Annotated in this window: 22 protein-coding genes; 12 read left to right on the top strand and 10 right to left on the bottom strand. The window is 32.8% G+C overall.

Features of this window, described 5'->3' with window-relative positions; genetic code table 11:
- Positions 1–116: 116 nt before the first annotated feature.
- The 3 genes from acpP (at position 117) to ACFELW_RS06440 (ending at position 2446) form a co-directional block, all read left to right on the top strand.
- Positions 117–362, top strand: coding sequence for an acyl carrier protein (gene acpP / locus ACFELW_RS06450; RefSeq protein ID WP_341752469.1), 246 nt, complete (start codon positions 117–119; stop codon positions 360–362).
- Positions 363–371: 9 nt separating this feature from the next.
- Entirely contained in the window at positions 372–1631 is a 1260-nt protein-coding gene (fabF, locus tag ACFELW_RS06445) for a beta-ketoacyl-ACP synthase II (RefSeq protein ID WP_341759444.1), read from the top strand.
- Between the two features lie 311 nt (positions 1632–1942).
- A complete protein-coding gene (locus ACFELW_RS06440; protein WP_341759443.1) occupies positions 1943–2446 on the top strand; it encodes a CarD family transcriptional regulator in 504 nt (167 codons plus the stop codon).
- Positions 2447–2690: 244 nt separating this feature from the next.
- Here the strand turns inward: ACFELW_RS06440 and htpG are convergent, their stop codons facing one another.
- Entirely contained in the window at positions 2691–4550 is a 1860-nt protein-coding gene (gene htpG / locus ACFELW_RS06435; RefSeq protein ID WP_375329998.1) for a molecular chaperone HtpG, read from the bottom strand.
- A 17-nt stretch (positions 4551–4567) separates the two neighbouring features.
- The gene (locus tag ACFELW_RS06430; protein WP_375329997.1) at positions 4568–4882 is read right to left on the bottom strand and encodes a DUF167 family protein; all 315 of its coding nucleotides are present in this window, start codon (positions 4880–4882) and stop codon (positions 4568–4570) included.
- 72 nt (positions 4883–4954) lie between these two features.
- Between ACFELW_RS06430 and ACFELW_RS06425 the strand changes: the two genes are divergently transcribed.
- Complete coding sequence (locus tag ACFELW_RS06425; protein WP_375329996.1) at positions 4955–6397, top strand: IS4 family transposase; 1443 nt, start codon at positions 4955–4957, stop codon at positions 6395–6397.
- Positions 6398–6938: 541 nt separating this feature from the next.
- Positions 6939–7187 carry an AbrB/MazE/SpoVT family DNA-binding domain-containing protein gene (locus ACFELW_RS06420; RefSeq protein WP_375329995.1) on the top strand — a complete coding sequence of 83 codons (249 nt, stop codon included), beginning with the start codon at positions 6939–6941 and terminating at the stop codon, positions 7185–7187.
- Here the strand turns inward: ACFELW_RS06420 and ACFELW_RS06415 are convergent.
- A complete protein-coding gene (locus ACFELW_RS06415; RefSeq protein WP_341759439.1) occupies positions 7160–7402 on the bottom strand; it encodes a palindromic element RPE2 domain-containing protein in 243 nt (80 codons plus the stop codon). The genes ACFELW_RS06420 and ACFELW_RS06415 overlap by 28 nt on opposite strands.
- Between ACFELW_RS06415 and ACFELW_RS06410 the strand changes: the two genes are divergently transcribed.
- Positions 7355–7693 (top strand): PIN domain-containing protein, encoded by a 339-nt coding sequence (locus tag ACFELW_RS06410; protein ID WP_341759438.1) that lies wholly within the window; start codon positions 7355–7357, stop codon positions 7691–7693. The genes ACFELW_RS06415 and ACFELW_RS06410 overlap by 48 nt on opposite strands.
- Before the next feature lie 335 nt (positions 7694–8028).
- On the opposite strand, the gene hpf is transcribed toward ACFELW_RS06410, so the two are convergent.
- From hpf to ACFELW_RS06380, 6 genes are all read right to left on the bottom strand, one after another.
- On the bottom strand, positions 8029–8604 hold the full coding sequence (gene hpf / locus ACFELW_RS06405) for a ribosome hibernation-promoting factor, HPF/YfiA family (RefSeq protein ID WP_341759437.1): 576 nt from the start codon (positions 8602–8604) through the stop codon (positions 8029–8031).
- 421 nt (positions 8605–9025) lie between these two features.
- Positions 9026–9400 carry a hypothetical protein gene (locus ACFELW_RS06400; RefSeq protein WP_375329994.1) on the bottom strand — a complete coding sequence of 125 codons (375 nt, stop codon included), beginning with the start codon at positions 9398–9400 and terminating at the stop codon, positions 9026–9028.
- Between the two features lie 285 nt (positions 9401–9685).
- Positions 9686–10234, bottom strand: coding sequence for a septation protein A (locus ACFELW_RS06395; RefSeq protein ID WP_375329993.1), 549 nt, complete (start codon positions 10232–10234; stop codon positions 9686–9688).
- A 23-nt stretch (positions 10235–10257) separates the two neighbouring features.
- Positions 10258–11073 (bottom strand): FTR1 family protein, encoded by an 816-nt coding sequence (locus ACFELW_RS06390; protein ID WP_375329992.1) that lies wholly within the window; start codon positions 11071–11073, stop codon positions 10258–10260.
- Between the two features lie 17 nt (positions 11074–11090).
- The gene (locus ACFELW_RS06385; RefSeq protein ID WP_375329991.1) at positions 11091–11465 is read right to left on the bottom strand and encodes a cupredoxin domain-containing protein; all 375 of its coding nucleotides are present in this window, start codon (positions 11463–11465) and stop codon (positions 11091–11093) included.
- 152 nt (positions 11466–11617) lie between these two features.
- Complete coding sequence (locus tag ACFELW_RS06380; RefSeq protein WP_375330534.1) at positions 11618–13540, bottom strand: lytic transglycosylase domain-containing protein; 1923 nt, start codon at positions 13538–13540, stop codon at positions 11618–11620.
- A 68-nt stretch (positions 13541–13608) separates the two neighbouring features.
- Here ACFELW_RS06380 and fabD point away from each other — a divergent pair, with 68 nt between their 5' ends.
- The 4 genes from fabD (at position 13609) to ACFELW_RS06360 (ending at position 17985) form a co-directional block, all read left to right on the top strand.
- Complete coding sequence (gene fabD / locus ACFELW_RS06375; protein ID WP_375329990.1) at positions 13609–14538, top strand: ACP S-malonyltransferase; 930 nt, start codon at positions 13609–13611, stop codon at positions 14536–14538.
- Between the two features lie 36 nt (positions 14539–14574).
- Complete coding sequence (locus tag ACFELW_RS06370) at positions 14575–14853, top strand: antitoxin (RefSeq protein ID WP_375329989.1); 279 nt, start codon at positions 14575–14577, stop codon at positions 14851–14853.
- Between the two features lie 137 nt (positions 14854–14990).
- Positions 14991–16820, top strand: coding sequence for a ribonucleoside-diphosphate reductase subunit alpha (locus ACFELW_RS06365; RefSeq protein ID WP_375329988.1), 1830 nt, complete (start codon positions 14991–14993; stop codon positions 16818–16820).
- Positions 16821–16992: 172 nt separating this feature from the next.
- A complete protein-coding gene (locus ACFELW_RS06360) occupies positions 16993–17985 on the top strand; it encodes a ribonucleotide-diphosphate reductase subunit beta (RefSeq protein WP_341759428.1) in 993 nt (330 codons plus the stop codon).
- Positions 17986–18104: 119 nt separating this feature from the next.
- On the opposite strand, the gene ACFELW_RS06355 is transcribed toward ACFELW_RS06360, so the two are convergent.
- Positions 18105–18890, bottom strand: coding sequence for a hypothetical protein (locus ACFELW_RS06355; protein ID WP_341759427.1), 786 nt, complete (start codon positions 18888–18890; stop codon positions 18105–18107).
- 274 nt (positions 18891–19164) lie between these two features.
- On the opposite strand from ACFELW_RS06355, the gene odhB reads away from it, so the two are divergent.
- Complete coding sequence (gene odhB, locus ACFELW_RS06350; RefSeq protein ID WP_375329987.1) at positions 19165–20364, top strand: 2-oxoglutarate dehydrogenase complex dihydrolipoyllysine-residue succinyltransferase; 1200 nt, start codon at positions 19165–19167, stop codon at positions 20362–20364.
- 42 nt (positions 20365–20406) lie between these two features.
- Positions 20407–24792, top strand: coding sequence for a pentapeptide repeat-containing protein (locus tag ACFELW_RS06345; protein ID WP_375329986.1), 4386 nt, complete (start codon positions 20407–20409; stop codon positions 24790–24792).
- Positions 24793–24811: the final 19 nt, after the last annotated feature.

Genomic DNA, 24811 nt, shown 5'->3' with positions numbered 1-24811 from the left:
TCGATCTACTCGAAACTTACTTATGTATGAAATTATGTTTATTCTATACAAATTGTTATAAGTGGCTAGAGTTTGAATGTTTTACTAAATTTAATTTATGTTATGAGGTTCTAATTATGGATGAAAATATTATCGAACAAGATGTTATTGAAATAGTTGCTAACACATTAAAAGTAAAGAAGGATTTAATTACTCCTGAATCTAGATTTGTTGAGGACCTTAAGTCAGATAGTTTAGATATAGTTGAATTAATGATGGCAATAGAAGCAAAGTATAAATGTGATATACCAGATGAAGAGGCTAGTAAAATTTTAACTGTCTCTGATGTGGTACAATATATAAAAAAAAATAATAATTCATAAGTTATAATTATGTCAACTAGAAGAGTCGTTATAACCGGTATCGGACTAGTCACGCCATTGGGGGTTGGTGTAAAACCCTCTTGGGATGGTATTATAAGTGGGCGTAGTGGTATTAAGACAATCACCGGGTTTGACACCTCCAACCTTGCTTGTAAAATAGCTGGTATTGTGGATCATTCAACTGATAATGGCTTTAACCCGGAGAAGTTTATTGATCCTCGTAATGTACATAAGATGGATTTATTCATCCAATATGGTATCGCAGCAGCTACTGAAGCAATCGAGGATAGTGGGTGGCAAGTAAAAGATGAATTATCAGGAGATAGAACAGGTTTAATATTAGGTTCAGGAATCGGTGGACTTAAGATGATCGAAGAGACATCAGTAAAGTTTCATAAAGAAAATAATGGCAAAGTTAGCCCATTTTTTATCCCCGCCTCATTAATTAATCTCCTTTCAGGTCATGTCTCCACTAAATACGGATTTACTGGACCAAATCAAGCAGTAGCAACAGCTTGCTCCACTGGGGCTCATGCCATAGGAGATGCTATGCGGATGATTCAGTATGGTAATGTGGATGTTATGATTGCTGGTGGAGCCGAGGCACCGGTTACTCCGGTTGGAGTGGCGGGGTTCGTTGCCGCAAGAGCGTTATCTACTAAATATAATTCTACACCTGAAATTGCATCAAGACCATGGGATCAAGATCGTGACGGATTTATAATGGGAGAAGGAGCTGGTGTTGTAGTACTTGAAGAATATGAGCATGCTATTAGCAGAAATGCCAAGATTTATGCTGAGATTATTGGATATGGTTCTACTGGAGACGCTTATCATATGACCTCCCCTCATCCTGAAGGAAGAGGAGCTTATAGAGCTATGTTTTATGCTCTTAAAGATGCAAAAATTGATGCAAGTCTTATTGATTATATCAATGCCCACGGTACTTCTACCCAGGTTGGTGATAGTATAGAGTTATTGGCTGTTCAAAAATTATTTTTAGACGCTAAGCCGAATATTCTTATGTCGTCAACGAAATCATCTATCGGTCATTTGCTTGGAGCAACTGGTAGCGTGGAGTTAATATATTCAATTCTTGCAATGCAGGATCAAATTGCCCCACCAACTCTAAATTTGCATAAACCGGTACCAGAAGCAAAGATAGACTTAGTTCCTTTAGAAGCTAGAAAGGCAAAAATTAATTACGCACTTTCTAACTCATTTGGGTTTGGTGGAACTAATGCAAGTTTAATTGTTAAGAAAATATAGCTAACCGAATTAGCTGTAATGTCTTACAAAAGAGTATAATCATGAAGTTTATAGGTTATCTTGAAGAAAGTTTTAAAGAGGGGTGCCTTAATTTTATAACTTACACTTTGTTATTCTTCCAAAATATGTTATACTCTACAGTTATGTTATTATCTTTAGTATAGTGAATTTGCAAAAGAACTAATGGTTAATTCAGTTGGATTTGATTCCTAGGTTCTATTGACAGAACATTTAGGGTGAGGAACAACTTTCTTAGGCAAATTCAAATTAGTTGACTATAATTTAAGTTTTTATAATGGAAAGGAGTAAGCATGTCAATGTCATCTGAATTTAAAGTAGGAGAAAGAATTGTATATCCATCCCATGGAGTTGGAGAAATAGTAAATGTAGAACAGCAAATCATAGCTGGTGCTGATATTAGGGTTTATGTAATATCGTTTCCCCAAGACAAAATGATTCTAAAAGTACCTGTAAATAGAGCGACTATTTCGGGTCTTAGAAAGCTTGTTAGCAAGACTGATCTGACTATAATATATTCAACACTTCAGGGTAAAGCTAAGCAAGGTAATAGGATGTGGAGTAGAAGAGCACAAGAATATGAAAGTAAAATAAATTCTGGCAATATAGTAGCCGTAGCGGAAGTGGTACGAGATCTCTACAAGAATGTTGATAGTGATAGATCTTATAGTGAAAGAACTATTTATGAATCGGCATTAAATAGGCTTGCTGGGGAACTTGCAATTCTTGAGAATATAAATCCTGATGAAGCAATTAATAAATTAGTTGAAGTATTGAAAGATAAACTGGCTGCATAAATCGAGAATATATAGTCACTTCGTGAGCGTTCACGGTTTTTTTGCTATTTTCTTATGATAAATAAAAAATCTTTTCGCCACAAGTGTCATTGTTAGAAGGAGTAAGCCGACGAAGCAATCCATTTCTAATCATTTTTTGGATTGCCGTGTCGTCGTAAAGCGGCTCTGAGCCATGACGTTTTGTACTTTAACTTTTTTTTCCGTAAACGCTCACTTCTTGTTAGCATTGATTTCCAAGCTCAGCTTATAAGATAGCTTTTTGCACAATATCATTGAGTCTTTTTGCAAATTCACCAGTATCATTGACTGGCTCACCTTCTAGAATACATGCTTGATCATACATTAATTTCACCAACTCCTCGTTAGCATAGTCTCTACTATTTGAGATTATACCAGCGTTAATTTTCTCAATAATTTTATGCTTAGGATTTAACTCAAGTATTTTAGCCGATGATGCCATTAACTGTTTTTGCTCAATTAAAAATCTTTCCATACGAATATCCATAGCTCCATCACCAACTACCAGACAAGCAGGGCTTAGAGTAAGTTTTTTAGAAATCCTTACATCTTTTACTAAATTACCTAATATTTCTTTAAAATATTCTGTTAATTTAGCGTACTCGTCCTTGTCTTCTTTTGTCTCTTCAGTTTTTTGCTCAGATTTTTCTAAATCAATATCACTCCTAGTAACGGATTTAATTGCATAACCCTTATAGCTACTATTAACATTAACCCAAAAATCATCAACTGTATCAGTAAACAGAAGTACATCTATATTTTTACTTAAGAATCCTTCTATTTGAGGGCTAGAAAGTAATTTTGCTGAATCATCGCCGCTAAGATAATATATAGTATTCTGCCCTTCTTTAAAGTTACTAATATAATCGTCAAGGCTAATCATTTTACTTAAAAGACTACTTTTAAATATACAGGTCTCAAGCAATTTATCATGATCACTAGTTGCCTCACACAATCCTTCTTTTAAAGCAGCACCAAAATTGCTCCAAAAATTGCTATATTCCTCTATAGACTCATCTTTTTTCTTTTTGAGTTCACCTAAAACTCTTTTGGTTATTGCTGACTTAATCTTCTCTAAAGTACTATTATGCTGCAAAGATTCACGACTAATATTAAGAGGTAAATCCTCTGAATCTACTACCCCTCTTAGGAATCTTAGGTAAGAAGGTATTAAATCTACATTCTCATCAGAAATAAAAACTCTCTTGATGTATAATTTCACTCTCCTCTTACGATCAGGGTGAAATAAATCGAAAGTCTTAGTTGATGGAATAAATAACAAATTAGTAAATTCAACCGTACCTTCATTTTTATTATGAATAGTTAACCAAGGATCATCCATCGAATAAGACAAAGCTTTATAAAATTCTTTATATTGCTCAAAAGTCAAATCAGATTTAGGTCTTGTCCATAATGCTGAAGCTGAGTTAAGTTGTATTTCATTATTAGTTGATTCATCAATAAAATATATAGGTATGGCTATATGATCAGAATAGCTTTTAACTATATGCTTCAATCTAAAATGATCAATGTAACTATCTTCTTCTGGCTTAACGTGAATAACCACCTCAGTTCCCCTGGTAAAATCATGGTCAAAATCATCAACTATATATTCTCCAAGACCATCTGACTGCCAAACATAAGATTTCTCTTCTCCTGCTTTTCTTGAGGTAACAGTAATATTATCAGCAACCATAAAAGCTGAATAAAACCCAACGCCAAATTGCCCTATCAACATACTGTCTTTTTTAGCATCTCCAGACATGTTGTTTAAGAAATTTCCTGTACCAGATTTTGCAATAGTTCCTAGATTATCGATCAAATCTTCTCGGTTCATACCAATACCATTATCTCTAATAATAATCTGCTTTTTATCTTTATCAATTCTCACAGTAATTTTAAAGGTAGGATCATCTGCAATAAGTTTTGCGTCACTTTGTGCTAAATACCTTAATTTATCACAAGCATCAGAAGCATTCGATATTAACTCACGCATAAAAATCTCTTTATTAGTATAAAGAGAATGGATCATTAAGTTCAAAATCTTACCAACTTCAGCGTCAAACTTCTTTTTTTCTTGGGTCATAGTCAAGTCCTATAATACTATTTAATGTTATTAATATAGTGTTTTAAATGCAAATTTAAATAGTCTAATTCAATATTTTTTATTGCTAATAATTTTAAGCTATTAGTCCAACCTAATATTATCTCAAAATTATTTTTATTAATTTTCCATTTTTTAGATAGAAAATTGATAATGGAATGGTTAGCCTTACCATCCTCTGGAACTGATTTTATAAATAATTTTAGATAATGTTTATCATTAATTATCATAAACTCACCTATCTTATCTGCCTTTGCATTAGCTTTAACCTTAAGAGCAAGAACGGCTACCTTATTATCCTTACTTTTACCCACAAATATAAAATTAAGTATAAACTAATATTGAATTATATACTTAAAATATAAGAAGGGGAAAGAATGAGGAATATGCAAGCGTTATCTAATGCTTACAACTTAGGTAATAAGTGGTTAGAAAGGGAATTTAGGCATGTTAACTTTGGAGATCAAAGGCTTATAAAAAGACTTATTAAAACTAGCTCACTTATAGAAAGCAAAGCTTCTGGTTCAATAAATCAAAGTTGCAGAAGTTGGAAAGAGGCTAAAGGAGCGTATAGATTATTTAGCAATAAAAAATTTGATCCAGCGGGAATTTATTATTCACATTATAAAGAAACACAAGAAAGGATTAAAGGTAATGAGTTTGTATTTTCAGTTCAGGATACAACATACCTAGATTTTGATTCTCATATTAAAACTAAAGGGCTCGGTAGCGTCTCAAAGTCTTATACAAAACATAAAATGGGGCTGATTGTGCATAGTGCCTTGATGTTTACAATGGAAGGATTACCTTTAGGATTATCTTCTCAACAATGTTGGACTCGTGTTATACGTGAAGAAACTGCACAAGAAAAATCAAGAAGAAAATATATCTCTTCTACTGAAGATAAAGAAAGTTATAAGTGGATAGCAGCACTTAAGGACACTATGCATATTATACCTAAAGACACTAAAGTTATAACTATTGGTGACAGAGAAGCAGATATCTTTGAACTATTATGGTCGTGTCAAGAAATGGGTAGTTTGTTTATTGTTCGTAATAGACAAAATAGAAAATTTATTTCTACAGAGGGAGGAAAAACAAATTTGCAAACCCATATAAATCAGATATCAGCAAAGAAAGAAATAGTAATTCAAGTTCCAAAAAAGAACAATGAAGCAGCAAGAATGGCAAATATTGAAATAAAATATATGTCTGGTTTAATACCAATTAGAACCCCTTCATTATATGGTTCAAAAAATACTGAACACAAAATCAGTGATAAAGTAGTGCTCTATGTTGTAAGAGCTAAAGAACAAGTCCCCCCTAAAGGAGTGGAAGCAATTGATTGGCTCTTGCTAACTAATGTTCCTGTCAGTAATTTTGAAGATGCGATTGAAAGGATAAATTGGTATAAGTTAAGATGGAGAATTGAAGAATATTTTAGAGTTCTAAAATCTGGATGTAAAATAGAAAATTCTCGTTTAGCTACAAAAGAAAGGCTAGAAAAATTAATTGCCATAAAAAGCATCATTGCATTTAAAATTTTATATTTATCAAAAGTAGCAATATCTCATCCGCAAGAAGTGTGTACTAAGATTTTAACTTCACAAGAATGGCAAACTCTTTATATTCGAGAGCATAAAACTATTTCCATACCTGAAGAACCTCCAACTATGAAACAAGCTATTATCTGGCTTGGTAAATTAGGAGGATTTATGAATAGAAAAAATGATAAATTACCAGGAACTATGACACTATGGAGGGGCTACGAAAATCTTACAGAAAGTATCGAAATATTATCTATATTTCTCTCCCAAAATTGTGGGTAAAAGTAAGCCTTATTATCTGGGTTATAGTTAAAAAATTGGGTCATGTTTACTCTAATGATTTGAGTATATACTAATTATAATGTACACTAAGTGTTTTATAAAAAATATTTTTATTATTTTTACTAAAGTTCCTGATTATTGCTGAGAAACTGCTTTGCAACGAACCATTATCGTCATTGCGAGACCACATAGTGGTCGAAGCAATCCATTTTTGGTTACTTTTATCGATTGCTTCGTCGACCTACGGTCTTCCTCGCAATGACGGATATAGCCAATTCAAGAGAATTGGGTAGCAGGAGTGATGGAGTGACGACGTCACAAACTTCTCATCAATTGACTATATAGTAATAATTACTAAATACATCCTTAAATCTATAAGTAAGAAATTAACTGATCTAAATATGAAAACAATTTAATATTAATTTTGCACAAGTTGTGTACTTTTATAATCTATCTTACTTTATATGAAAATACTTGTATTTAGTAATTTATTTTACTATAATAAAATATTATATAAATTAACTATTTAGGTATTATCCAAATGTATATTAATACGTTTACTATTAGTTCTAAGGGGCAGATTGTCTTACCAAAGAAAGTTAGAGATATTTTAAAATCTAACATTGTTACCTTAGAGGTTAATGATAATAATCAATTAATATTATCCCCTGTCTGTGACCTTGGGGGAGTTCTTTCTATTTATCGGAAAGATTCAGAGCCTTCATTTGATGAAATCAGACAACAAGCATGGTTTGATAATACCTATTCTAAAGAAGCTAATAAGGTATAGTCAATTGAGGAGAAGTTGGTGACGTCGTCACTCGTCGCTCGCCTATTACTTATAGGCGTCGCTCCATCGCTCCTAGCACCAAATCCTCCTGAATTGACTATAGTGAAGTGAAATATATTTGTGATAGCAACTTTATCCTTCGTTATCTTATTGCCGATAATCCAGAAATGTTTAGTAAAACCAAAGAAATATTTGAACAAGTTAAAACTGGTCATATTACTCTTATAATTGAACAAACAGTATTTACGGAGGTAATATTTGTCTTATCTTCTTTCTATAAAGTTCCCAGGGATAAAATAACTTTGACCTTATCTGAGATGCTAACTTATAAAGGAATTCAAAGTGATAAGAACTATTTTTTATTAGCTTTAGATTATTATTTAAAATATAATTTGCATATAGTTGATTGTATTCTTCTAGCTAAAGCAGTTACTACAGATTTACCCATTCTTTCTTTTGATCAAAAATTACTCAGTTTAGCAAATAAACAACTAAAAAAAGAATAATATGATGGTGGTTATTTATTTTATTGGTTTCCGGCTCTAAGAAATCATCAACTTCTCATCAATTGACTATAGAAGGTGGAGCAGGTTTTAGATAGCTTTTCCGTCATTGCGAGACCATTTAATGGTCGAAGCAATCCATTTTTGGTTACTTTTATGGATTGCTTCGTCGACCTACGGTCTTCCTCGCAATGACGGATATAGCCAATTCAAGAGAATTGGGTAGCAGGAGTGATAGAGTGACGACGTCCCCAACTTCTCATCAATTGACTATAGACGTTGATCACATACGACTTTTAATTACCCAGTCTAAATTTACTGAATAAATTTAAATTATTCTATTTTGAATCTATCCAAGATATATTGCCATCTCGACGGTAATAAACTATATTAATACGATTAGTATTACTATTTTGAAACATTAAAGCAGGCAGGTTTTCAAGATCCATTTTCATAACTGCTTCACTTACTGATAAAGTTAATATTTCTACAGATTTCTCTGCGATAATTACAGGATTATCAGAGGCTGGTACATTATCTTCGTCTTCATGTTCATGGGGCGTGATAATATATTTGACTGCTTTAGGTGCCGCCTCGGATATTTTAATTCTATCATGACGATCTTTGAGTTTAGATTTGTACTTTCTAAGCTGCTTTTCAAGTCGAGAAAGAGCAGCATCAAATGCTGAATATATGTCATCTGAAGCAGCATTGCCTTTCAATATTATATGTCTGCCGGTACCATCATTCACTACAATATCGCAAACCAGTTGAAATCCTTGTTTAGAGAAATGTACGTTTGCATTAATTATAGTAGAAAAGTACTTTGCTGCTACTTGCGTAGTACGGCTTTTTACATAATCTTGTAAAGAATTGCCAATAGAAATATGTTGACCTGATACTGATACTTGCATAAAATCCCCTTTTAATTTAGTCAAGTTAAGCTTAAATATAATTAATTAGTTATCGCAGGCAGTCTCGTAGTATACTCAAGTGATTTGGAGAATTGGACTTGAAAATGAGGGGTGAGACTACGGCAGCGTACATGAGGTACGTGAGTATGCGAGTCCCTGATATTTTCAAAAAACAATTCTTCAAAGCAGAAGAGTATATACCCAACTATCTATACAACTACTGTATAATCATATGAATTTCAAGCCATTATTTTGAATTTTTATAATGGCTTGATAATTTCTTTAGCTAAAATATAAGCCCTAGCACTTACTTTAAGCTATTTGTGCTAGTTGACATTCAACTAAAAGGCGAGATTATAGTCGTAATTTTACCTAAATTATAACATATTTGTTATAGTCATTTTATAGATAAAAAATATGTCTATAGTTTTGTTTTAAATGATGGTTTTTTATTTTTATTATCTACTGAATTTTGTTGTGATTGCTTCCTAAAACTAGATTTACTCTTATGTAGTCTTATAATTTCCTTGGTTACTCTTACCACAAAAGATGGTTCAATATCACCTTCCATACAAGTTGCCTTAAAAGATTCGCCGTTACCAAAAATCCATGATTTTGCTTCTTGTTCTATCTTTTTTGCAGCACGGAATTCTGATATATTGGTTGCATCAATAATTGCCTGAGTAATAATAGCTTTACGTAACATGACATCAGGTGAATTAGTGTATGATTTAAGGCGTTCAAATGGGGATGGGAACTTAATAACATTAGAAGATATATTTACTTTATTTACCATAAATTTATTACCATTATATTGATTTTAATTAGGTTCTGCATGCAGAACCTAAGAAGTATAATGATTTTTATGGTTGTACTAATAGTTTCGAGATAAAAATTTATAAATATTTTAAACTATCTTAATATTTATAGATATATGTGGTAAAATGATTTGAATAATTGAAACGAAAAATAAAGGGATGTCGTACTAAGATTCTATCGGACATGGTTTAAAATAGTAGGAAAATTATAACCTTTAGTAGTAAATATATTGTGAGCGTTCACGGCTTTTTTTCGTAAACACTCACGTGTCATCTGTTGAATCTGGCAGTTTGTTCTTTAAGATAAAAGGTATTTGTAGCAATAGGAAAACGAACATCATAGGTATTGCTCCAAATATTTTAAATATAACCCATGTAGATTCTGCAAAATTACGCCATATTATTTCATTTAATACTGCCATGAACAGGAGGAAAGCTGAGGTTCTATAGCTTAAAATATTCCAATTTCTATCTTCAAGTTGAATAAAATGATTAAACATATATTTCATAAATGCCTTATTTCTTACTGCACTGATAAAAAATGCCCCACCAAAAATTAAATATAGAATAGTTGGTTTGATCTTGATATACATAGAGTTACCACTGATCAAAACTATACTAGCTGAGACTAATAACACTCCAGAAGATATTAATGATGATCTTGAAACTTTGCCTTCTATAAAATAACACAAACTAACGCAAATAATTGAAGTAATAAGTATATATAACGTTGCACTTTGCATGCTACCGCCATAAAAATAGCCAACAAAAAAGGCTATAAGAGGAGCAACTTCCGATAAAAAATTAAGCATAAATTAGGTTTATTTCTCTGTTACTAGTTTTTTGTGCATCTAATTTTTATTTGTATGAAGATATTAATTAAACCTAGAGTACAAATATAAAAAATGACTTGTAAGCCATTGGGCTTAGCAATATACCCAGTAATCATATTTAAGCATTTACCATAGATACTTTTATCTGAAATTAGCCAAGAGCTATCCCAAAGCTGGTCTGGCAGAATAGTAATAATTCCTGAAGAAGTCAATATACCAGCCGCTTCTGCTGCAAAGCCGCTAGCAATAAGCATTAGTAAAATTGAAGATATGCGAAATATATATTTTTGGTTTGCTAATTTTATAAAACCTAAATATATAACGATACCAAGTGTTAGCCCGCTAACCATACCAATAATTAGTCCTAATAGATAACTATTAGCGTCAATAATCTCTACTGAGGAAATACTGTAAACTAATAGAATAATTTCCATTCCTTCTCGAAGGATAGTTGCTGCAACAATCAATACTAGCATTATATAACTACTATCACCGCTACTAATTTTTACGGACAAATCATTAAGATGTCGCTTTATCTTAATAGCATAACCTTGCATCCATACTATAGTCCAACCAATTAACACAACTGTTAGCAAAATAACTCCAGAATTGAATATCTCATCGCCCATGCCACTAAATGATATGGATATGGTACGAGTAAAGAAAGCAAATAATGCAGCAGAAACCGTACCAAGCATAACCCCAGCAATTACATAAATTCTAGATTTTTCTAATTGTTTTGTTACAGCAAGTATTACCCCAAGCAACAAAGCTATTTCCAGACACTCTCTAAATACTACTAACGCTATTTTAAACATTTAAACCATAAATAAATTTAATTAACAATGAGAACCCCTTGAGCCGTCTCTTGGTGAAAATCTCCGAAGAAATCATATTTACCAGGAGCTAAAGGAGCAATTATTATATTTATAGAGTCATTTGGCATAATGATCTTTTCGCGGTGCAGATCATGACTTTCAAACTCCTCTACAGTATTATCTTGATTGTGGATAATAAAACGAATTTTCTTACCACTAGGTACTGTAATAACATCAGGCTCAAATCTATGATTTTTTATGACTGTTACAATTTCTAATATAGCATTATCTGTATTATTTTCAGATTCAACTTTATTATTAATTATAAAAATTATTATTCCTGATAATAGAACAACGCCTATAAAGAGTCCAATGGTAGCTTTTCTTTTCATAATTTTAACTCGAAAGCTTTATTAAAGTTACAAAATACACTAATATAATCATAATCACAAGTATATATAGTAGAGTATAGTTTTTTTGTTTCTTATTTTTTGATAATTTCATAAGTATCCTTCCTATATTATATAGTATAATTGTATTACCACTAAGTTAAAAGATCGTGTTTTAATTTTAAATTATTATTTTTATTAATTATAGTCCTATAAACTTGTATATTTTCCAACACACGTTGCACATAATTCCTAGTGTGAGGATATGGTATTAGCTCAATCCAATCAATTACTTGCCATAAATTTTTTAGCTTTCGTGGATCACCAAATAGATCCATCCACTTTGATATGGTATTAGGACCAGCGTTATAAGATGCGATAGTTAGAATATATGACCCATCAAATCGTTGTAACAGTGTTTTTAAATAATTGCTACCTAACATAATATTATATTCAGGATCAGTAGTTAGTTTTTTAATGTTACATTGATGATTAAGAGATTCTGCAGTATCACAGGCAGCAGCTTTTTCAAGTTGCATTAGCCCATGACCTTTAGCGTCATTAATGGTGTATTGATTAAAACCCGATTCATGTCTGATAATACTATATGTTAAAGCTTCCTCTACAGGAGAGGTTTTGACTGCCTTTATATGCGTGATAGGGAAAGCATAATCTTTAATAAAAACATGATATTGACAAGCGATTCTTGCTATTTCTACCATATGGAAAATATTATCATAGCTGCTAATTAGCTTAGTAATTAATAAAATTTCAGATGGCTCTGATGATTTTCTAATAGCCGTATCAGCATATAAAAAAGCTAAACCATACTTACCATATTTAATTAAATGTTTTATGGCTCTAATAATTTCACTATTTTCCAAATTAGGCTTAATGGATTTAGGTTTTTGTGGTAGAATTAAGTGATTCGTTTTAAGCTCAATATTTGCCAACTGCCCATAAAAACGATCAGAATATTTAGCCGCCATATTATAAAATTTATTTGCTTGTTTCATATCCCCTTTTGCTTGATATGTTCTAGCTAGCCAATATTGTCCCCTTGATATACTTAATGGCTTTGTTGTAAGTTTCATAAATTTATTAAAATGACTTAAAGCAAGGTCAGGTTTATGTAAGAATCTAAGAGCAAGCCAACCACTAAGCCACTCTGCTTCTCTGATATATTCATGGCTTACAGTAAGAGGTATAGTAATTGTTTTATAGCTATTGGCAAAATCTTTTTGGTCAATAAATTCTCTGGCGTAATAGGATTGTAGGCGACCCCAACGGGCAGAATGTATGTTATCTGGCTTTACTTTTTTAAATAGAGCAATACTTTTGCTGGTGGGGATATCTTTTTTTTTGGAATCCAAATAGTGAAATAATAAAGCAGGGGTATAATATTTTTCTGATATTTTTTGAAAAAGTTCCTCACTATTACTAGACTGGTTTAGTATAGCAATTTGGGCAAGGAAATTTTGCTTATAACCATTACTCACATAGTGCATATATTTTTTGGCACTATTAATATCGGTTTCCCATAAATATTGATCAATTTTTTTCACATGATCTTCTTCACGTAATATATTTTTGAAATTAGTTAAATATTGTTTTTCTTCTGGGGCAGTAAAGACGCCATAAATCCAACCGTTTTTTATAATTTTTGCTAATTTTTGTTGATCTTTTATTAATTGTTTAGCAGCTAAAGCGTAGAACTTATAGCCTAAAGGCGTGATTGGTTCGTTTTTATTAAACCAATTTATGATTAAAGTTTTGTCTGTGCCATAATTTAGATATTGTTCAGCTCTCTCTTTTAGTTTGTTGATATGTGGCCAGTGGGGATTATCTTGTATAAAATTTATTACCGATGCAAAATTATTCTTTTTATAATTTTGGTCTAAGAACTGTTGAGACATGACAATTTTGATTAAAGCTTGATCTTTTGAAGCTTTTGCCATCTTTTCACAATCTTGCCATTCTTTGTTGTCTAGATGGGTAAAAGTGTTTTTAATAAAAGTATCTTTATCATAGATCAATGCCATTGACTCTGATGTTAATAGTTCTAGAATGATTAAAATCATTGACAGTATTGTCTGAATTCTCATAATCGGCAGTGTGTAAATTATAATTATTATAAGGTGTTATTATGAATAGAGCATTTGTCTTTCCAGGTCAAGGATCACAAATAGTTGGTATGGGAAAAGAGTTTTATGATAATTTTCAAGTAGCAAGAGAGACCTTTGAAATTGTCGATGATACTCTTGGCAGAAAATTAAGTCATATTATCTTTAACGGATCAAGTGAAGATTTGACTTTAACAATTAATGCCCAACCGGCACTAATGACTATCTCTATGGCAATAGTGAATGTTATTAAACAACAAACAAATAGCAATATTAGTAATCTGTGTTCATATGTTGCTGGTCATTCTTTAGGAGAATATAGTGCATTATGTGCAACAGAAAGTATAAATCTACAAGTAACTACCGAATTGCTAGCGGTACGTAGTAAGTCCATGCAAGAAGCCTATCCGCTAGGTGAAGGTTTAATGGCAGCATGTATAGGCATTCCTCTAGAAAAGCTTGAAGAGATCGCTAAAGAAGTTGCTAATTTTGATATAGCTAACGATAATATAAAAGGGCAAATAGTAATTAGCGGTGAGATTATGGCAGTGCAGCGGGTAATGTCTATTGTAAAAGATTTAGGATACAAAGCTATTAAATTAAATGTAAGTAGTCCTTTTCATTGTAGTTTGATGAAGTCAGCAGAAGATAAAATGGCACAAGCTTTAGATAAAATAACAATTAACAAGCCGTTCGTTCCGGTGATACAAAACGTTACAGCCAAACCAACAACTAATCCTATAGAGATAAAGAAAAATTTAATCTCACAGATTTGTGGTAGAGTGAGGTGGCGTCAAACTTTAGATAAATTAGAAAATCTAGAAATAGAACAAATAGTTGAAATCGGTGCAGGTAAGGTTTTGACCAATATGCTGAAAAAAACTGACCATAAATTTAATTTGATTAATGTTTCCACTATAGCAGAATTGGAAGAATTTCTTAAAATTATATGATAATATTATTATCTACAATTAAAGAGTGAGGAATTAATGCCGAAAGTCATTACAGTAACAGATATGGTGCGATCTTTTTCAGACATTATTGGACGAGTGCATTATCAAGGAGAAAGTTTTGATATTAAAAAAGGAGCAAGTATAGTGGCAAGGCTAGTACCAACACAAAACAAGCCGACGCTTACGTTGGGCGAATTAAATGAATTTTTTGAGAATGGACCGCATCTTGATAAAGATGATATAGAGGGATTTGAAGAAGACATTAATGTTATTAAGTCTTTAAAGTTAACGGATTGGGGGAATAAATGGGATTAGTAATTGATAGTTCAGTAATTCTTGTATTTTTGTATTTAGTGTTAAAATAAAAATCTGCTATAATTTAGATTTTTTTCATTTATTATAATCAGATTCAGTTATAATCACAACTTAATTCAAAAACTAAGAAATACAACATGACAACGCAAGCAAATACTAAATTTCCTATAGAAATTGATAAGAAACGAGATAATTTATTGACTAATTTTGGTAAAGCCGTCCTAAAGGATAGGTACTTATTAGCCGGAGAGGATTTTCAGGATTTATTCGCTAGAGTCGCTAGCTACTATGCTGATAATACCCAACATGCCCAGCAATTATATGAGTATATAAGCAAGCTGTGGTTTATGCCAGCCACTCCAGTTCTGAGTAATGGTGGAACTGATAGAGGGATGCCGGTTTCTTGTTTTTTGAATGAAACAGATGATAGTTTAGAAGGTATTGTAGACCTTTGGACGGAGAATGTTTGGCTAGCTTCGCGTGGTGGTGGTATAGGAAGCTACTGGGGTAATGTTCGTTCAATTAATGAGGAAATTAAAGGCAAAGGCACTTCTTCTGGCATTATTCCATTTGTCAAAGTTGTGGATTCTATGACCTTAGCTATTTCCCAAGGGTCAATTAGACGTGGTAGTGCTGCTATATATTTACCAATTGACCATCCAGAAATTGAGGAGTTTATCGATTTAAGACGTCATACAGGTGGTGATACTAATCGTAAAGCTTTGAACATTCATCATGGTATAGCTGTAACAGATGCCTTTATGCAAGCAGTAGAAAATGATGAGGATTTTCCTTTAATTAGCCCTGATACTAAAAAAGTTGTACGGGTAGTTAAGGCAAGAGAGATATGGGTGAAGTTATTAACTACTAGAATAGAAACTGGAGAACCTTACATAATATTTATTGATACTATCAATAAATATATTCCTGAACATCATAAAAAACTTGGGCTACAGGTAAAAACTTCAAATCTTTGTAGTGAGATTACTTTACCAACTGGTATTGATCATTTGGGTAAAGCGAGAACTGCTGTTTGTTGCCTATCTTCGGTAAATTTAGAATATTTTGATGATTGGCAAAATGATCCAGAGTTTATTCCTACCGCCATGCGTTTTCTAGATAATGTTCTTGAAGATTTTATCACTAAAGCCCCAAACACTATGGAGCGAGCAAAATATTCAGCCATGCGTGAACGTAGCGTAGGGTTAGGGGTTATGGGTTTTCACTCATTCTTACAATTAAAGGATGTGCCGGTAGAATCGGTAATGGCAAAGGTTTGGAATAACCAAATATTTGAACATATTCATAAAGAAGTTGATAGAGCTTCCGTAATTTTATCTGATGAACGTGGGGCTTGTCCTGATGCAGATGAAGTAGGTAGTAAAGAGCGTTTTAGTAATAAAACAGCTATTGCTCCGACAGCATCAATCTCAATTATTGCTGGTAATAGTTCGCCTGGAATTGAACCATTTGCGGCTAATAGTTTTATCCAAAAGACTCTTACCGGATCTTTTAATGTGCGTAACAAATATTTAGAAAACTTGTTAAGTAGCAAAGGTTTTAATAATGATCAAGTTTGGTCATCAATTGCCACGCATGAAGGCTCGGTTCAACATTTAACTTTTTTATCTGCTCATGAAAAAGAGGTTTTTAAAACAGCACATGAGATTGATCAAAATTGGCTTATTGATTTAGCAGCAGATAGGACGCCACATATTTCGCAATCTCAATCTCTAAATCTTTTCTTAGTAGGTAATGTAAGTAAGATGTACTTAAATAATATCCATTTTAGAGCCTGGAAAAAAGGAGTAAAGAGTTTATATTATTGTAGATCAACTTCAATTCAAAGACCCGATAAAGTATCACATGATGTCAAGAAAGTAGATTTTAAAGATATTGAAATAGCTAATAAGAAAAAACAAGAAGAAGAGTCTTCTAAATATGATGAGTGTTTAGCCTGTCAATAATTTTTAGGCACGTCATTGCGAGCGAACGTATGTGAGCGTGGCAATCCATGAAGCTTGTCATATGGATTGCTTCGTCGGTCTGGCGACCTTCTCGCAATGACGGTGTTGCAAAGCATCCCCTCGCAATGAGGTGTATAATTAAAATTCGAATAAATTAAAAAGGAAATATAATATGTCTTTACTTGATGCTAGTCCAATCTATAAACCGTTTTCTTATCCATGGGCTTATGAAGCTTGGCATGTTCAACAACGAATTCATTGGTTACCAGAAGAAGTGCCGCTAGCTGATGATATAAAAGATTGGAAATATAATTTAACTCCTGGAGAAAAACATCTATTAACTCAAATATTTCGTTTCTTTACTCAAGCTGATATTGAAGTAAATAATTGCTATATGAAACATTACTCCAGGGTATTTAAGCCAACGGAAGTACTGATGATGTTATCAGCATTTTCTAATATGGAAACAATTCATATTGCGGCTTATTCTCATTTGCTTGATACTGTAGGTATGCCAGAAACTGAATATTCAGCATTTCTTAAATATAGAGAAATGAAAGATAAATACGACTATATGCAACGTTTTGGGGTAGAAACGAAAGAAGATATTGCTACAACTTTAGCAGTATTTGGGGCATTTACTGAAGGATTACAGCTATTTGCTTCATTTGCTATTTTGCTTAATTTTCCTCGTTTTAATAAAATGAAAGGTATGGGGCAAATCATTAGTTGGTCAGTAAGGGATGAGACGTTACATACTGATTCAATCATTATGTTATTTAAAACTTTTATTAGGGAAAATCCTGAAGTATGGACTGAGGAGGTTCGTGGTCGTCTGTATGAAGCGTGTGCTACTATTGTCCATTTTGAAGATGCCTTTATTGAACTAGCATTTGAAGTTGGTGGTATTGAAGGGTTAACCGCTAGAGAAGTAAAACAATATATTCGTTATATTGCTGATCGCCGATTAATGCAGCTTGGACTTAAAGAAATTTATTTAATTGATAATAATCCGTTGCCTTGGCTTGATGAAATCTTAAACGGTATGGAGCTTACTAATTTCTTTGAAGCAAGGGTAACCGAATATACCAAAGCTGCAACTGTTGGATCGTGGGAAGAGGTATTTGCTGATATGGATGGTAGGAGGAGTGCTATACTCAAATGATTTGAAGAATTGGAACGCAAAACAAGGGGTGAGCGTGCTAGGCGTAGTAAACCTACGTGAGTATGCGAATGCCCCGAAGTTTTACGGAGCCAATTCTTCAAAGCAGAAGAGTATACCAGTTAATGTGTTCTTACTGAACTATTAGGTTTTTTACTAATGCGAGATACGTGGTCTACCATATTGGGAGGAGATGGTGTTGGAACTTTAGTTTTAGGTGAAATCTTTTCCTCCTTAGGTGGATTGGTAGGTGGGTTGTTAATTGTTGTGTCAAAATCACTAAATAAATTTATTTGGGTTTGAGGATTTATTTTATTTTTAATAGAACCCGAAGTAATAATGTCTTTTATATAAGACAGGATGAATCGACCGCAATTTATATTATCAGCTATTTTTTGATGACCTAGATATGATGATTTAAAGGTAACTCTATCTTTTCCAAATGTTTCTTCTAGTGAATCTCTAATTGGTTTTAGTGGATAAAAACGACTAAGCCATCCTTTGGAATCATGATGATGAGATGTTATATTCCCAGCGTTATCTTTATTCAACTCTAAATATGTGAAGTGTTTTCTTGTCAACAATCCAAGAAAATATTTGTTAGACTGACAAATAGGAATTATTGCTCTCTTCCAATTAGTATCTTGGTTTAATACTCCAAGTGTATCCTTTAATGGGGCTGCAGTTGTTGTAAGCGGACTGCCTTTTTCAGCATCATGAGATGGGGTAGTGATATAATTATTGTCCTTTTTAAGATAATAATTGATTTTATTTTCAGGATTTCCCGGATTTTCATATGTCTCTGCTGATAGTTTATATCCTTGTCTTTTAGATAAATTTTTCAAGACATTATATACCTGAGTAGGCTTATATGCCATATATGGCTCAATTTCTTTCCGATCTTTCATTGCATTCCTATAATATATTACTTGAGTGGTATACTCTTTTGCTTTGAAGAATTGGTTTCGCAAATATTTGTGTTCATGTACGTTCCGTTCGCTCACCCCTTGTTTATTGTCCCCATTCTCCAAATCATTTGAGTATAAATAAAATAATAGTATACTAAAATGACTGCAAAAAATAGATGTTTTTAAAATCATTTGAGTGCTAAAACAATTTTTGTTATTAGTGGGGAAGATAATATATAGTATAATATAGAATATAATTGGAGAATAAAATAATATGACTATTGAAATTACAGTTCCATCCCTTGGAGAGTCAGTATCAGAGGCTACTATTGCCAAGTGGCATAAAAAACAAGGAGATGTGGTTAAAGTGGATGAACTACTTTTAGAGCTTGAAACAGAAAAAGTTACGTTGGAAGTAAATGCAGTTTCATCTGGGGTAATAAGCAAAATATTTAAGAATGAGGGAGATACGGTATCTGTCGGTGATAGCGTTGGGCAAATTACCGAAGGAGCAGTTTCTGCTGTAGCTTTACCTAGCACGTCAGGTAAAGAGGTGCAACAACAACCTGCAAATATAAACAGCATTGCTTCCCCACCTTCTGTACGAAGATTAGTGAGTGAAAACAAACTGTCATTAGATGACATAAAAGGCACTGGTAGAGAGGGTAGGGTAACTAAGGGAGATGTATTAGAATTTATAAATAGTCCAACAACAGCTTCATCTATACAGGCAACTGAATCACCTATTGTGAGCAATATTGCATTAGCAAATGCAGGGGCGGTAGAACGCGTTAGAATGTCACGGCTTCGTAAGACTATTGCAGATCGTTTGAAACAATCGCAAAATACCGCAGCTATTTTAACAACTTTTAATGAAATTGATATGTTGAAAGTTATTAATTTGCGTATGCAGTATCGTGAAGAGTTTGAGAAGAAGCATGGTGTTAAGCTGGGGTTCATGTCATTCTTTGTAAAAGCTACTATTGAAGCTCTGAAAGTAGTAGCTTCGGTAAATGCTGAAATAGAAGGGGATGAGATTCTGTATAAGAATTATTACGATATTGGTGTGGCAGTAGGAACAGAGCAGGGGTTAGTAGTACCAATAGTCAGGCAGGCTGACAAATTGAGTTTTGCTGGTATTGAGAAAGAAATTACCGGTCTGGGTAAAAAGGCTAGAGAAGGAAAGTTATCGATGTCTGATTTATCAGGAGGAACATTTACTATTTCCAATGGTGGTGTTTATGGCTCATTATTATCAACCCCTATTATTAATCCTCCTCAATCAGGTATTTTAGGTCTTCATAAGACCGAAGAAAGACCAGTAGCGATTAATGGCAAAATAGAAATACGTCCGATGATGTATGTAGCTTTATCTTATGATCATCGTATTATTGATGGTAAGGAAGCTGTTACTTTTCTTGTGAAAATCAAGGAATTAATTGAGAATCCAGATCGTTTGTTATTAAATCTCTAAGTTATAGTATGATAAGCACAAAAGTAATTAGGAGTAGAAGTTATGGTAAAAGAAAAATCTGTTTTTGATGATCTTGCTGTTAAAATTAAGAAATATCGTCCTACTATTGAGGATATAGGGAAATATATTGCAGCTCAGCATGCAGCTTTGGTAGACGACCCTAAGGGAAGTTTGAGTCTTAACCAATATTTAAAGAACATATATTTTCCTGATAAGAATGTAGTGGTAGCAGCGGATTTGTCTAATATGATTTTTGGTGTATCTGATAATATAACTGATACTATAACCGATCTAAGTGGAGGAGATTTTACTGGTTGTATATTTAAAAATACTACTTTTAGAGGATGTAATTTAGAGGATGCGGTATTTTGCGATGTTGATTTTAATCAGGCTTATTTCGAAAATACTGTTCTAAGAAATGTAGATTTTAGAGGAGCTGATCTTGCTAATTGTCAGTTCTCTGAAGATTATAAGGGATATTCTCAAATGGGTAAGGAACATGATATTGAAGGAATAAAATTCAGTACGACCTCTTCTTTAGGCAGAAAATATGCTGATATAAAAAGTGATTTAGTTCGCCAAAAAGAGCAGAAGGAACTTATAAATAGTAAGACAAAAGAAGTAGCTGATGCATATGCAAATTTAAGTTATATGCAACAAGCAAAGATAGTACTAAAGCGTGAAACTGGTAATCAGCAATATGACAGATTGGTAGAAGAGTTGAAGCTAATGGTTGAGCAAAAAATATTTCCTAGAAAAGATAATGTAATGCATAAAACTTTTCAAAATATTTTTGGCAGTGAGAGCTGTATTTTTGATCCAGCTTATGTACGAGGGTCAACTAAAGAACAGCGGGATCAAGAAACTCAATATGTACGTCTAGCTCGAGAGGATATAGAGAAATATTTAGAGGCGAGAAAGGATGATAAAGATTTAAGTTTAAATGATTTTGCTAAAAGCAAATTAGAGCAATCGCAGATAAAGGAGGGAGCAAGAATTATTGCAGATTGTTCAAGTAGAGTTGATACTTCTACTAATAATGAATGGCATGATAGGGTCGATTTATCTGGCTTAGATTTTTCAGGGGCGGATTTACGAGGGGCTGTTTTCTCAGGATCCGTTTTATCCGGATGTGCGTTTAATGGTACTGATGTTAGTGAAGCAAGCTTTGAAGGTGCGGAGCTGGTAGCGGCTAATTTTGTTGGAGTTAAAGCAGATAACGCAAATTTCTTTAACAGTAATCTAAGTAAATCAACAGTTACTGATAAGAGCCAGTTTGTTCATGCTTTTATGTCTGGTTCTAATGGTCAGGAAGTTTTGATAAGCGACTCTAATTTTGATTATGCGAATATAAAAAATGGTAATTGGGATCGTGCAAAATTTACTAATTCAACATTTAATCATGCAAATTTAGAGGGTATTTCTTTAATCTCAGCAGATTTACGAAAAGTACAAATGCAGCATGCAATATTAGAGCAGGCTATTTTAATGGAGTGTAAAGTTATAGATAGTGATTTATCGAATGCTTTAATGAGTAAAGCTAAGGCACATAAAGCACAATTTCAAAATACTATACTAAACGGTATAGAAGGAAAAGGTATAAATTTATCAGAAGCTGAGTTAGATAGTTTTGTCAAATTGGATGAGGCGAATTTAGAAAAAGCTATTTTAACAAAGATTAATGCTGAAGGGGTGAATTTTATTCGAGCTAATATGAACATGGTGGATGCCCAAAATGCAAATTTTAGGAATACGATTTTAGAAGATGTTAACATGAAATGTGCTAATTTAACCAAAGCTGTTTTCGAAGGAGCCAAACTTCACGGAATTAATTTAAGTTATAGTACACTAAAAGAAGTTTATGCCAAGAAGGCTGATTTTTCAAATAGTATAATAAGATGTGTGGAAGCTCAGCAAGCCGATTTTACTGAGGTAAATTTTACCAATGCTGATCTCACAAGATCAAACCTACAAAAAGCAATATTGGAAAAAGTTCAAGCCGAAAAGGTTAGGTTAGAAGGAGTTAATTTACGGGCAGCAAAATTAGCTGAGGCTAACATGGCTAAAGCGATAATCGATGTTGATACTAATATTATTGGTAGCGATTTGCGTGATTTACAAGGCAAATTTATTCAAAATGGTCAAGAAATCACCCCGCAGAAGCTCCAAGAACAGCAAATAATACTTGAGCAGGTAGAATTGCAACGGAAAAAAGATAATTCACCGAATATTGCTGTAGGTCTGTTAAAAGAGGCTGGTGCATTTTTTCTTGATGCTATTAATGTATTACCTTCAACTGTTAAGAGTATGCCTGATGTAAATGATATGTATGCAAATTTCCTTAAATTTCAAGAAGTGAGTTCAAATTTATCAAGTGGTGAGTTGCTAGTTGAAACAAGACAAAAATTACAAACAGAACAAGTGGAGTATGCATCTCATTTGATCAAGGGTGCTGGTACAGTACTTGATAGACATGTTGCTAGTTTGAATGAAGAACAATCTAATCTTTTGAAAGACATTATAGCCAAATATGCTGTATTGCCAGTTTTAAAAGCTGTATTAAATCCTGTTGTTGGCAAGAAGAAAGTTGGTACTAATATACTTGATGAAGTAGATAAAGATTTTATTAGAAGAATAGTACCGTTATCAGTAAATTTAGTAAGTGGGGTGTTAGAAGGAGAATCAAACAAAAAAGTACAAGAAATTTGTAAGAATCTTATAATTCCTGATAAAAAATCAGGACGTAATATCATAAAAAACGCTTTGGAAATATTTGTTAGTCCTCAAGTGGTAGCAGTGGTCAAGAAAGACTTAGTTGAGTTTTTACGCAACCCAGTTAATCAAAAAGAAATTACCCAAATTGCTAGGTACATTTTAGACGATAAATTTACTAGATTCGTGTCCAAAGAGTTTTTGGACGATACTATATCACTGGCAATTAATGCAAGTAGCACAATATTAGATCATACTCCTAAAGTGGTTGGAATCTATGAGTCATATATGAAGCATCAAGACCTTGCTTTAGAGCTGTTGATTGGTGGTGGAAATTTATCTTCTGACAGAAAAGAAGAAATAATACTAACACAAAAATTTATGGTATCGTCTATTGTGGATAATATTGATAAGGTTGTTCAAAGTCTATCTTATGACTTAAAAAATACTCTACCGCAATATTTTGTTAAAAATAAAGGAAATATTCTAGAGTTTTTGGATAAACCAGAAGTTCAACAAAATTTACGATTTTATGGTTTGAACCCTAAGTTTGTATATGATGCAACAGCCGCAACTATTCCGTTTATTGTTGATGTATTGCCGATAGTAACAGAGCTTACTGAAAATTGTTTAAAAGACAGAGACGGTTTAAGGCTAATCATTGAGCAAACTAAAGATACTATGAACGCACCTGAATCTGAACAATCAGAAAAGGTTAGTAAATTAGTCGATTCTCTTATTAAATTTAATAAAGATAATCCTGATGTCAAAAAGGTTTTACAGAAGGAAATCCCCGATCTTTTAATAAAACATGCTAAAGATCTCGGTCCTGTGGTTGAGAAATTTCTTAATGAAACCAAGATGGGTAAAAAACTAAAACTGAAAGGTGAAGCAGTTGTTAAGGTATTAGGGGATCATTCTAAAGATCTAGGAGCAATAACTACTGCATATAGTAAAAAAGAATATGGGGCAATGGTTCGTCCATTGATGGGCTTATTATTTGATAAAAAAGTTCTAACTTTAGCTGTAGGAGCTGTAGCTAGTATTTTGAATCATAATTTTCAAAAGCATTTTGTGTCTAATTCAACACGTAGAAAAGTAATTGGTGAAGAAATGAGCAAGATGATGGTAGATATTTTGCTTAATCTTAAACCAAATGACAAAAGAGATTTGTCTAAAATTTTTCAAGAGCGGGCTTATCAGTATAGTCAAGAAGCTCGTCTATCTAATGAATACTCACCGATACTGGATTATTCCTTAAGTAATAAAGATTTAAGAGGATTGTCTTTTGAGACCATTGATATGAACCTAGATAATTTCGAAGTTGAAGGATTTAACTTTAATAAGGTAACATTAGGCAAATGTTCGATTAAAGGTGCGGTACTTAAAGGATGTTCTTTTAAGAAAGCTATTTTTAAAGAACATATAGACTTTGAAGGGGCTACCATTGATGGCAGTACTTTAATTACACTTCTGCCAGCAATTCAGGAATATAACAAAAAGCATCCAGAAAAAACAATGAATTTAGATAAGATAAAAGTTGTTGGTGATATAAAAGAAGAGGATAAAGCAAATCCTTTGTTAGAAAATGCAGATTTAACTAAAGCCACTGTAAAAAAAATAGAAATTGCCTCACCAGTACCAGCATCTAAGCTTGGTCAAGCAATATTGATAGAGCGAAGTAAAAGAGAGCATAGTGGAACTCTAGCAAAGTAAGGAAAGCAGTTATAATCAT

Source organism: Candidatus Tisiphia endosymbiont of Nemotelus uliginosus (assembly GCF_964264755.1).
Lineage (GTDB): Bacteria > Pseudomonadota > Alphaproteobacteria > Rickettsiales > Rickettsiaceae > Tisiphia.
This window is presented reverse-complemented; position numbering and strand designations above follow the sequence as displayed.

Coding starts and splice junctions, on each gene's coding strand:
- ACFELW_RS06385 (WP_375329991.1), bottom strand. CDS start 11,465: ATGAAAAGAAAAGCTACCATTGGACTCTTTATAGGCGTTGTTCTATTA.
- ACFELW_RS06370 (WP_375329989.1), top strand. CDS start 14,575: ATGCCGAAAGTCATTACAGTAACAGATATGGTGCGATCTTTTTCAGAC.
- hpf (WP_341759437.1), bottom strand. CDS start 8,604: ATGCAAGTATCAGTATCAGGTCAACATATTTCTATTGGCAATTCTTTA.
- ACFELW_RS06425 (WP_375329996.1), top strand. CDS start 4,955: ATGCAAGCGTTATCTAATGCTTACAACTTAGGTAATAAGTGGTTAGAA.
- ACFELW_RS06390 (WP_375329992.1), bottom strand. CDS start 11,073: ATGTTTAAAATAGCGTTAGTAGTATTTAGAGAGTGTCTGGAAATAGCT.
- ACFELW_RS06365 (WP_375329988.1), top strand. CDS start 14,991: ATGACAACGCAAGCAAATACTAAATTTCCTATAGAAATTGATAAGAAA.
- ACFELW_RS06345 (WP_375329986.1), top strand. CDS start 20,407: ATGGTAAAAGAAAAATCTGTTTTTGATGATCTTGCTGTTAAAATTAAG.
- htpG (WP_375329998.1), bottom strand. CDS start 4,550: ATGACCCAAGAAAAAAAGAAGTTTGACGCTGAAGTTGGTAAGATTTTG.
- ACFELW_RS06440 (WP_341759443.1), top strand. CDS start 1,943: ATGTCAATGTCATCTGAATTTAAAGTAGGAGAAAGAATTGTATATCCA.
- ACFELW_RS06415 (WP_341759439.1), bottom strand. CDS start 7,402: ATGACCAGTTTTAACTTGTTCAAATATTTCTTTGGTTTTACTAAACAT.
- ACFELW_RS06355 (WP_341759427.1), bottom strand. CDS start 18,890: ATGAAAGATCGGAAAGAAATTGAGCCATATATGGCATATAAGCCTACT.
- ACFELW_RS06420 (WP_375329995.1), top strand. CDS start 6,939: ATGTATATTAATACGTTTACTATTAGTTCTAAGGGGCAGATTGTCTTA.
- fabF (WP_341759444.1), top strand. CDS start 372: ATGTCAACTAGAAGAGTCGTTATAACCGGTATCGGACTAGTCACGCCA.
- ACFELW_RS06395 (WP_375329993.1), bottom strand. CDS start 10,234: ATGCTTAATTTTTTATCGGAAGTTGCTCCTCTTATAGCCTTTTTTGTT.
- ACFELW_RS06410 (WP_341759438.1), top strand. CDS start 7,355: ATGTTTAGTAAAACCAAAGAAATATTTGAACAAGTTAAAACTGGTCAT.
- odhB (WP_375329987.1), top strand. CDS start 19,165: ATGACTATTGAAATTACAGTTCCATCCCTTGGAGAGTCAGTATCAGAG.
- fabD (WP_375329990.1), top strand. CDS start 13,609: ATGAATAGAGCATTTGTCTTTCCAGGTCAAGGATCACAAATAGTTGGT.
- ACFELW_RS06360 (WP_341759428.1), top strand. CDS start 16,993: ATGTCTTTACTTGATGCTAGTCCAATCTATAAACCGTTTTCTTATCCA.
- ACFELW_RS06400 (WP_375329994.1), bottom strand. CDS start 9,400: ATGGTAAATAAAGTAAATATATCTTCTAATGTTATTAAGTTCCCATCC.
- acpP (WP_341752469.1), top strand. CDS start 117: ATGGATGAAAATATTATCGAACAAGATGTTATTGAAATAGTTGCTAAC.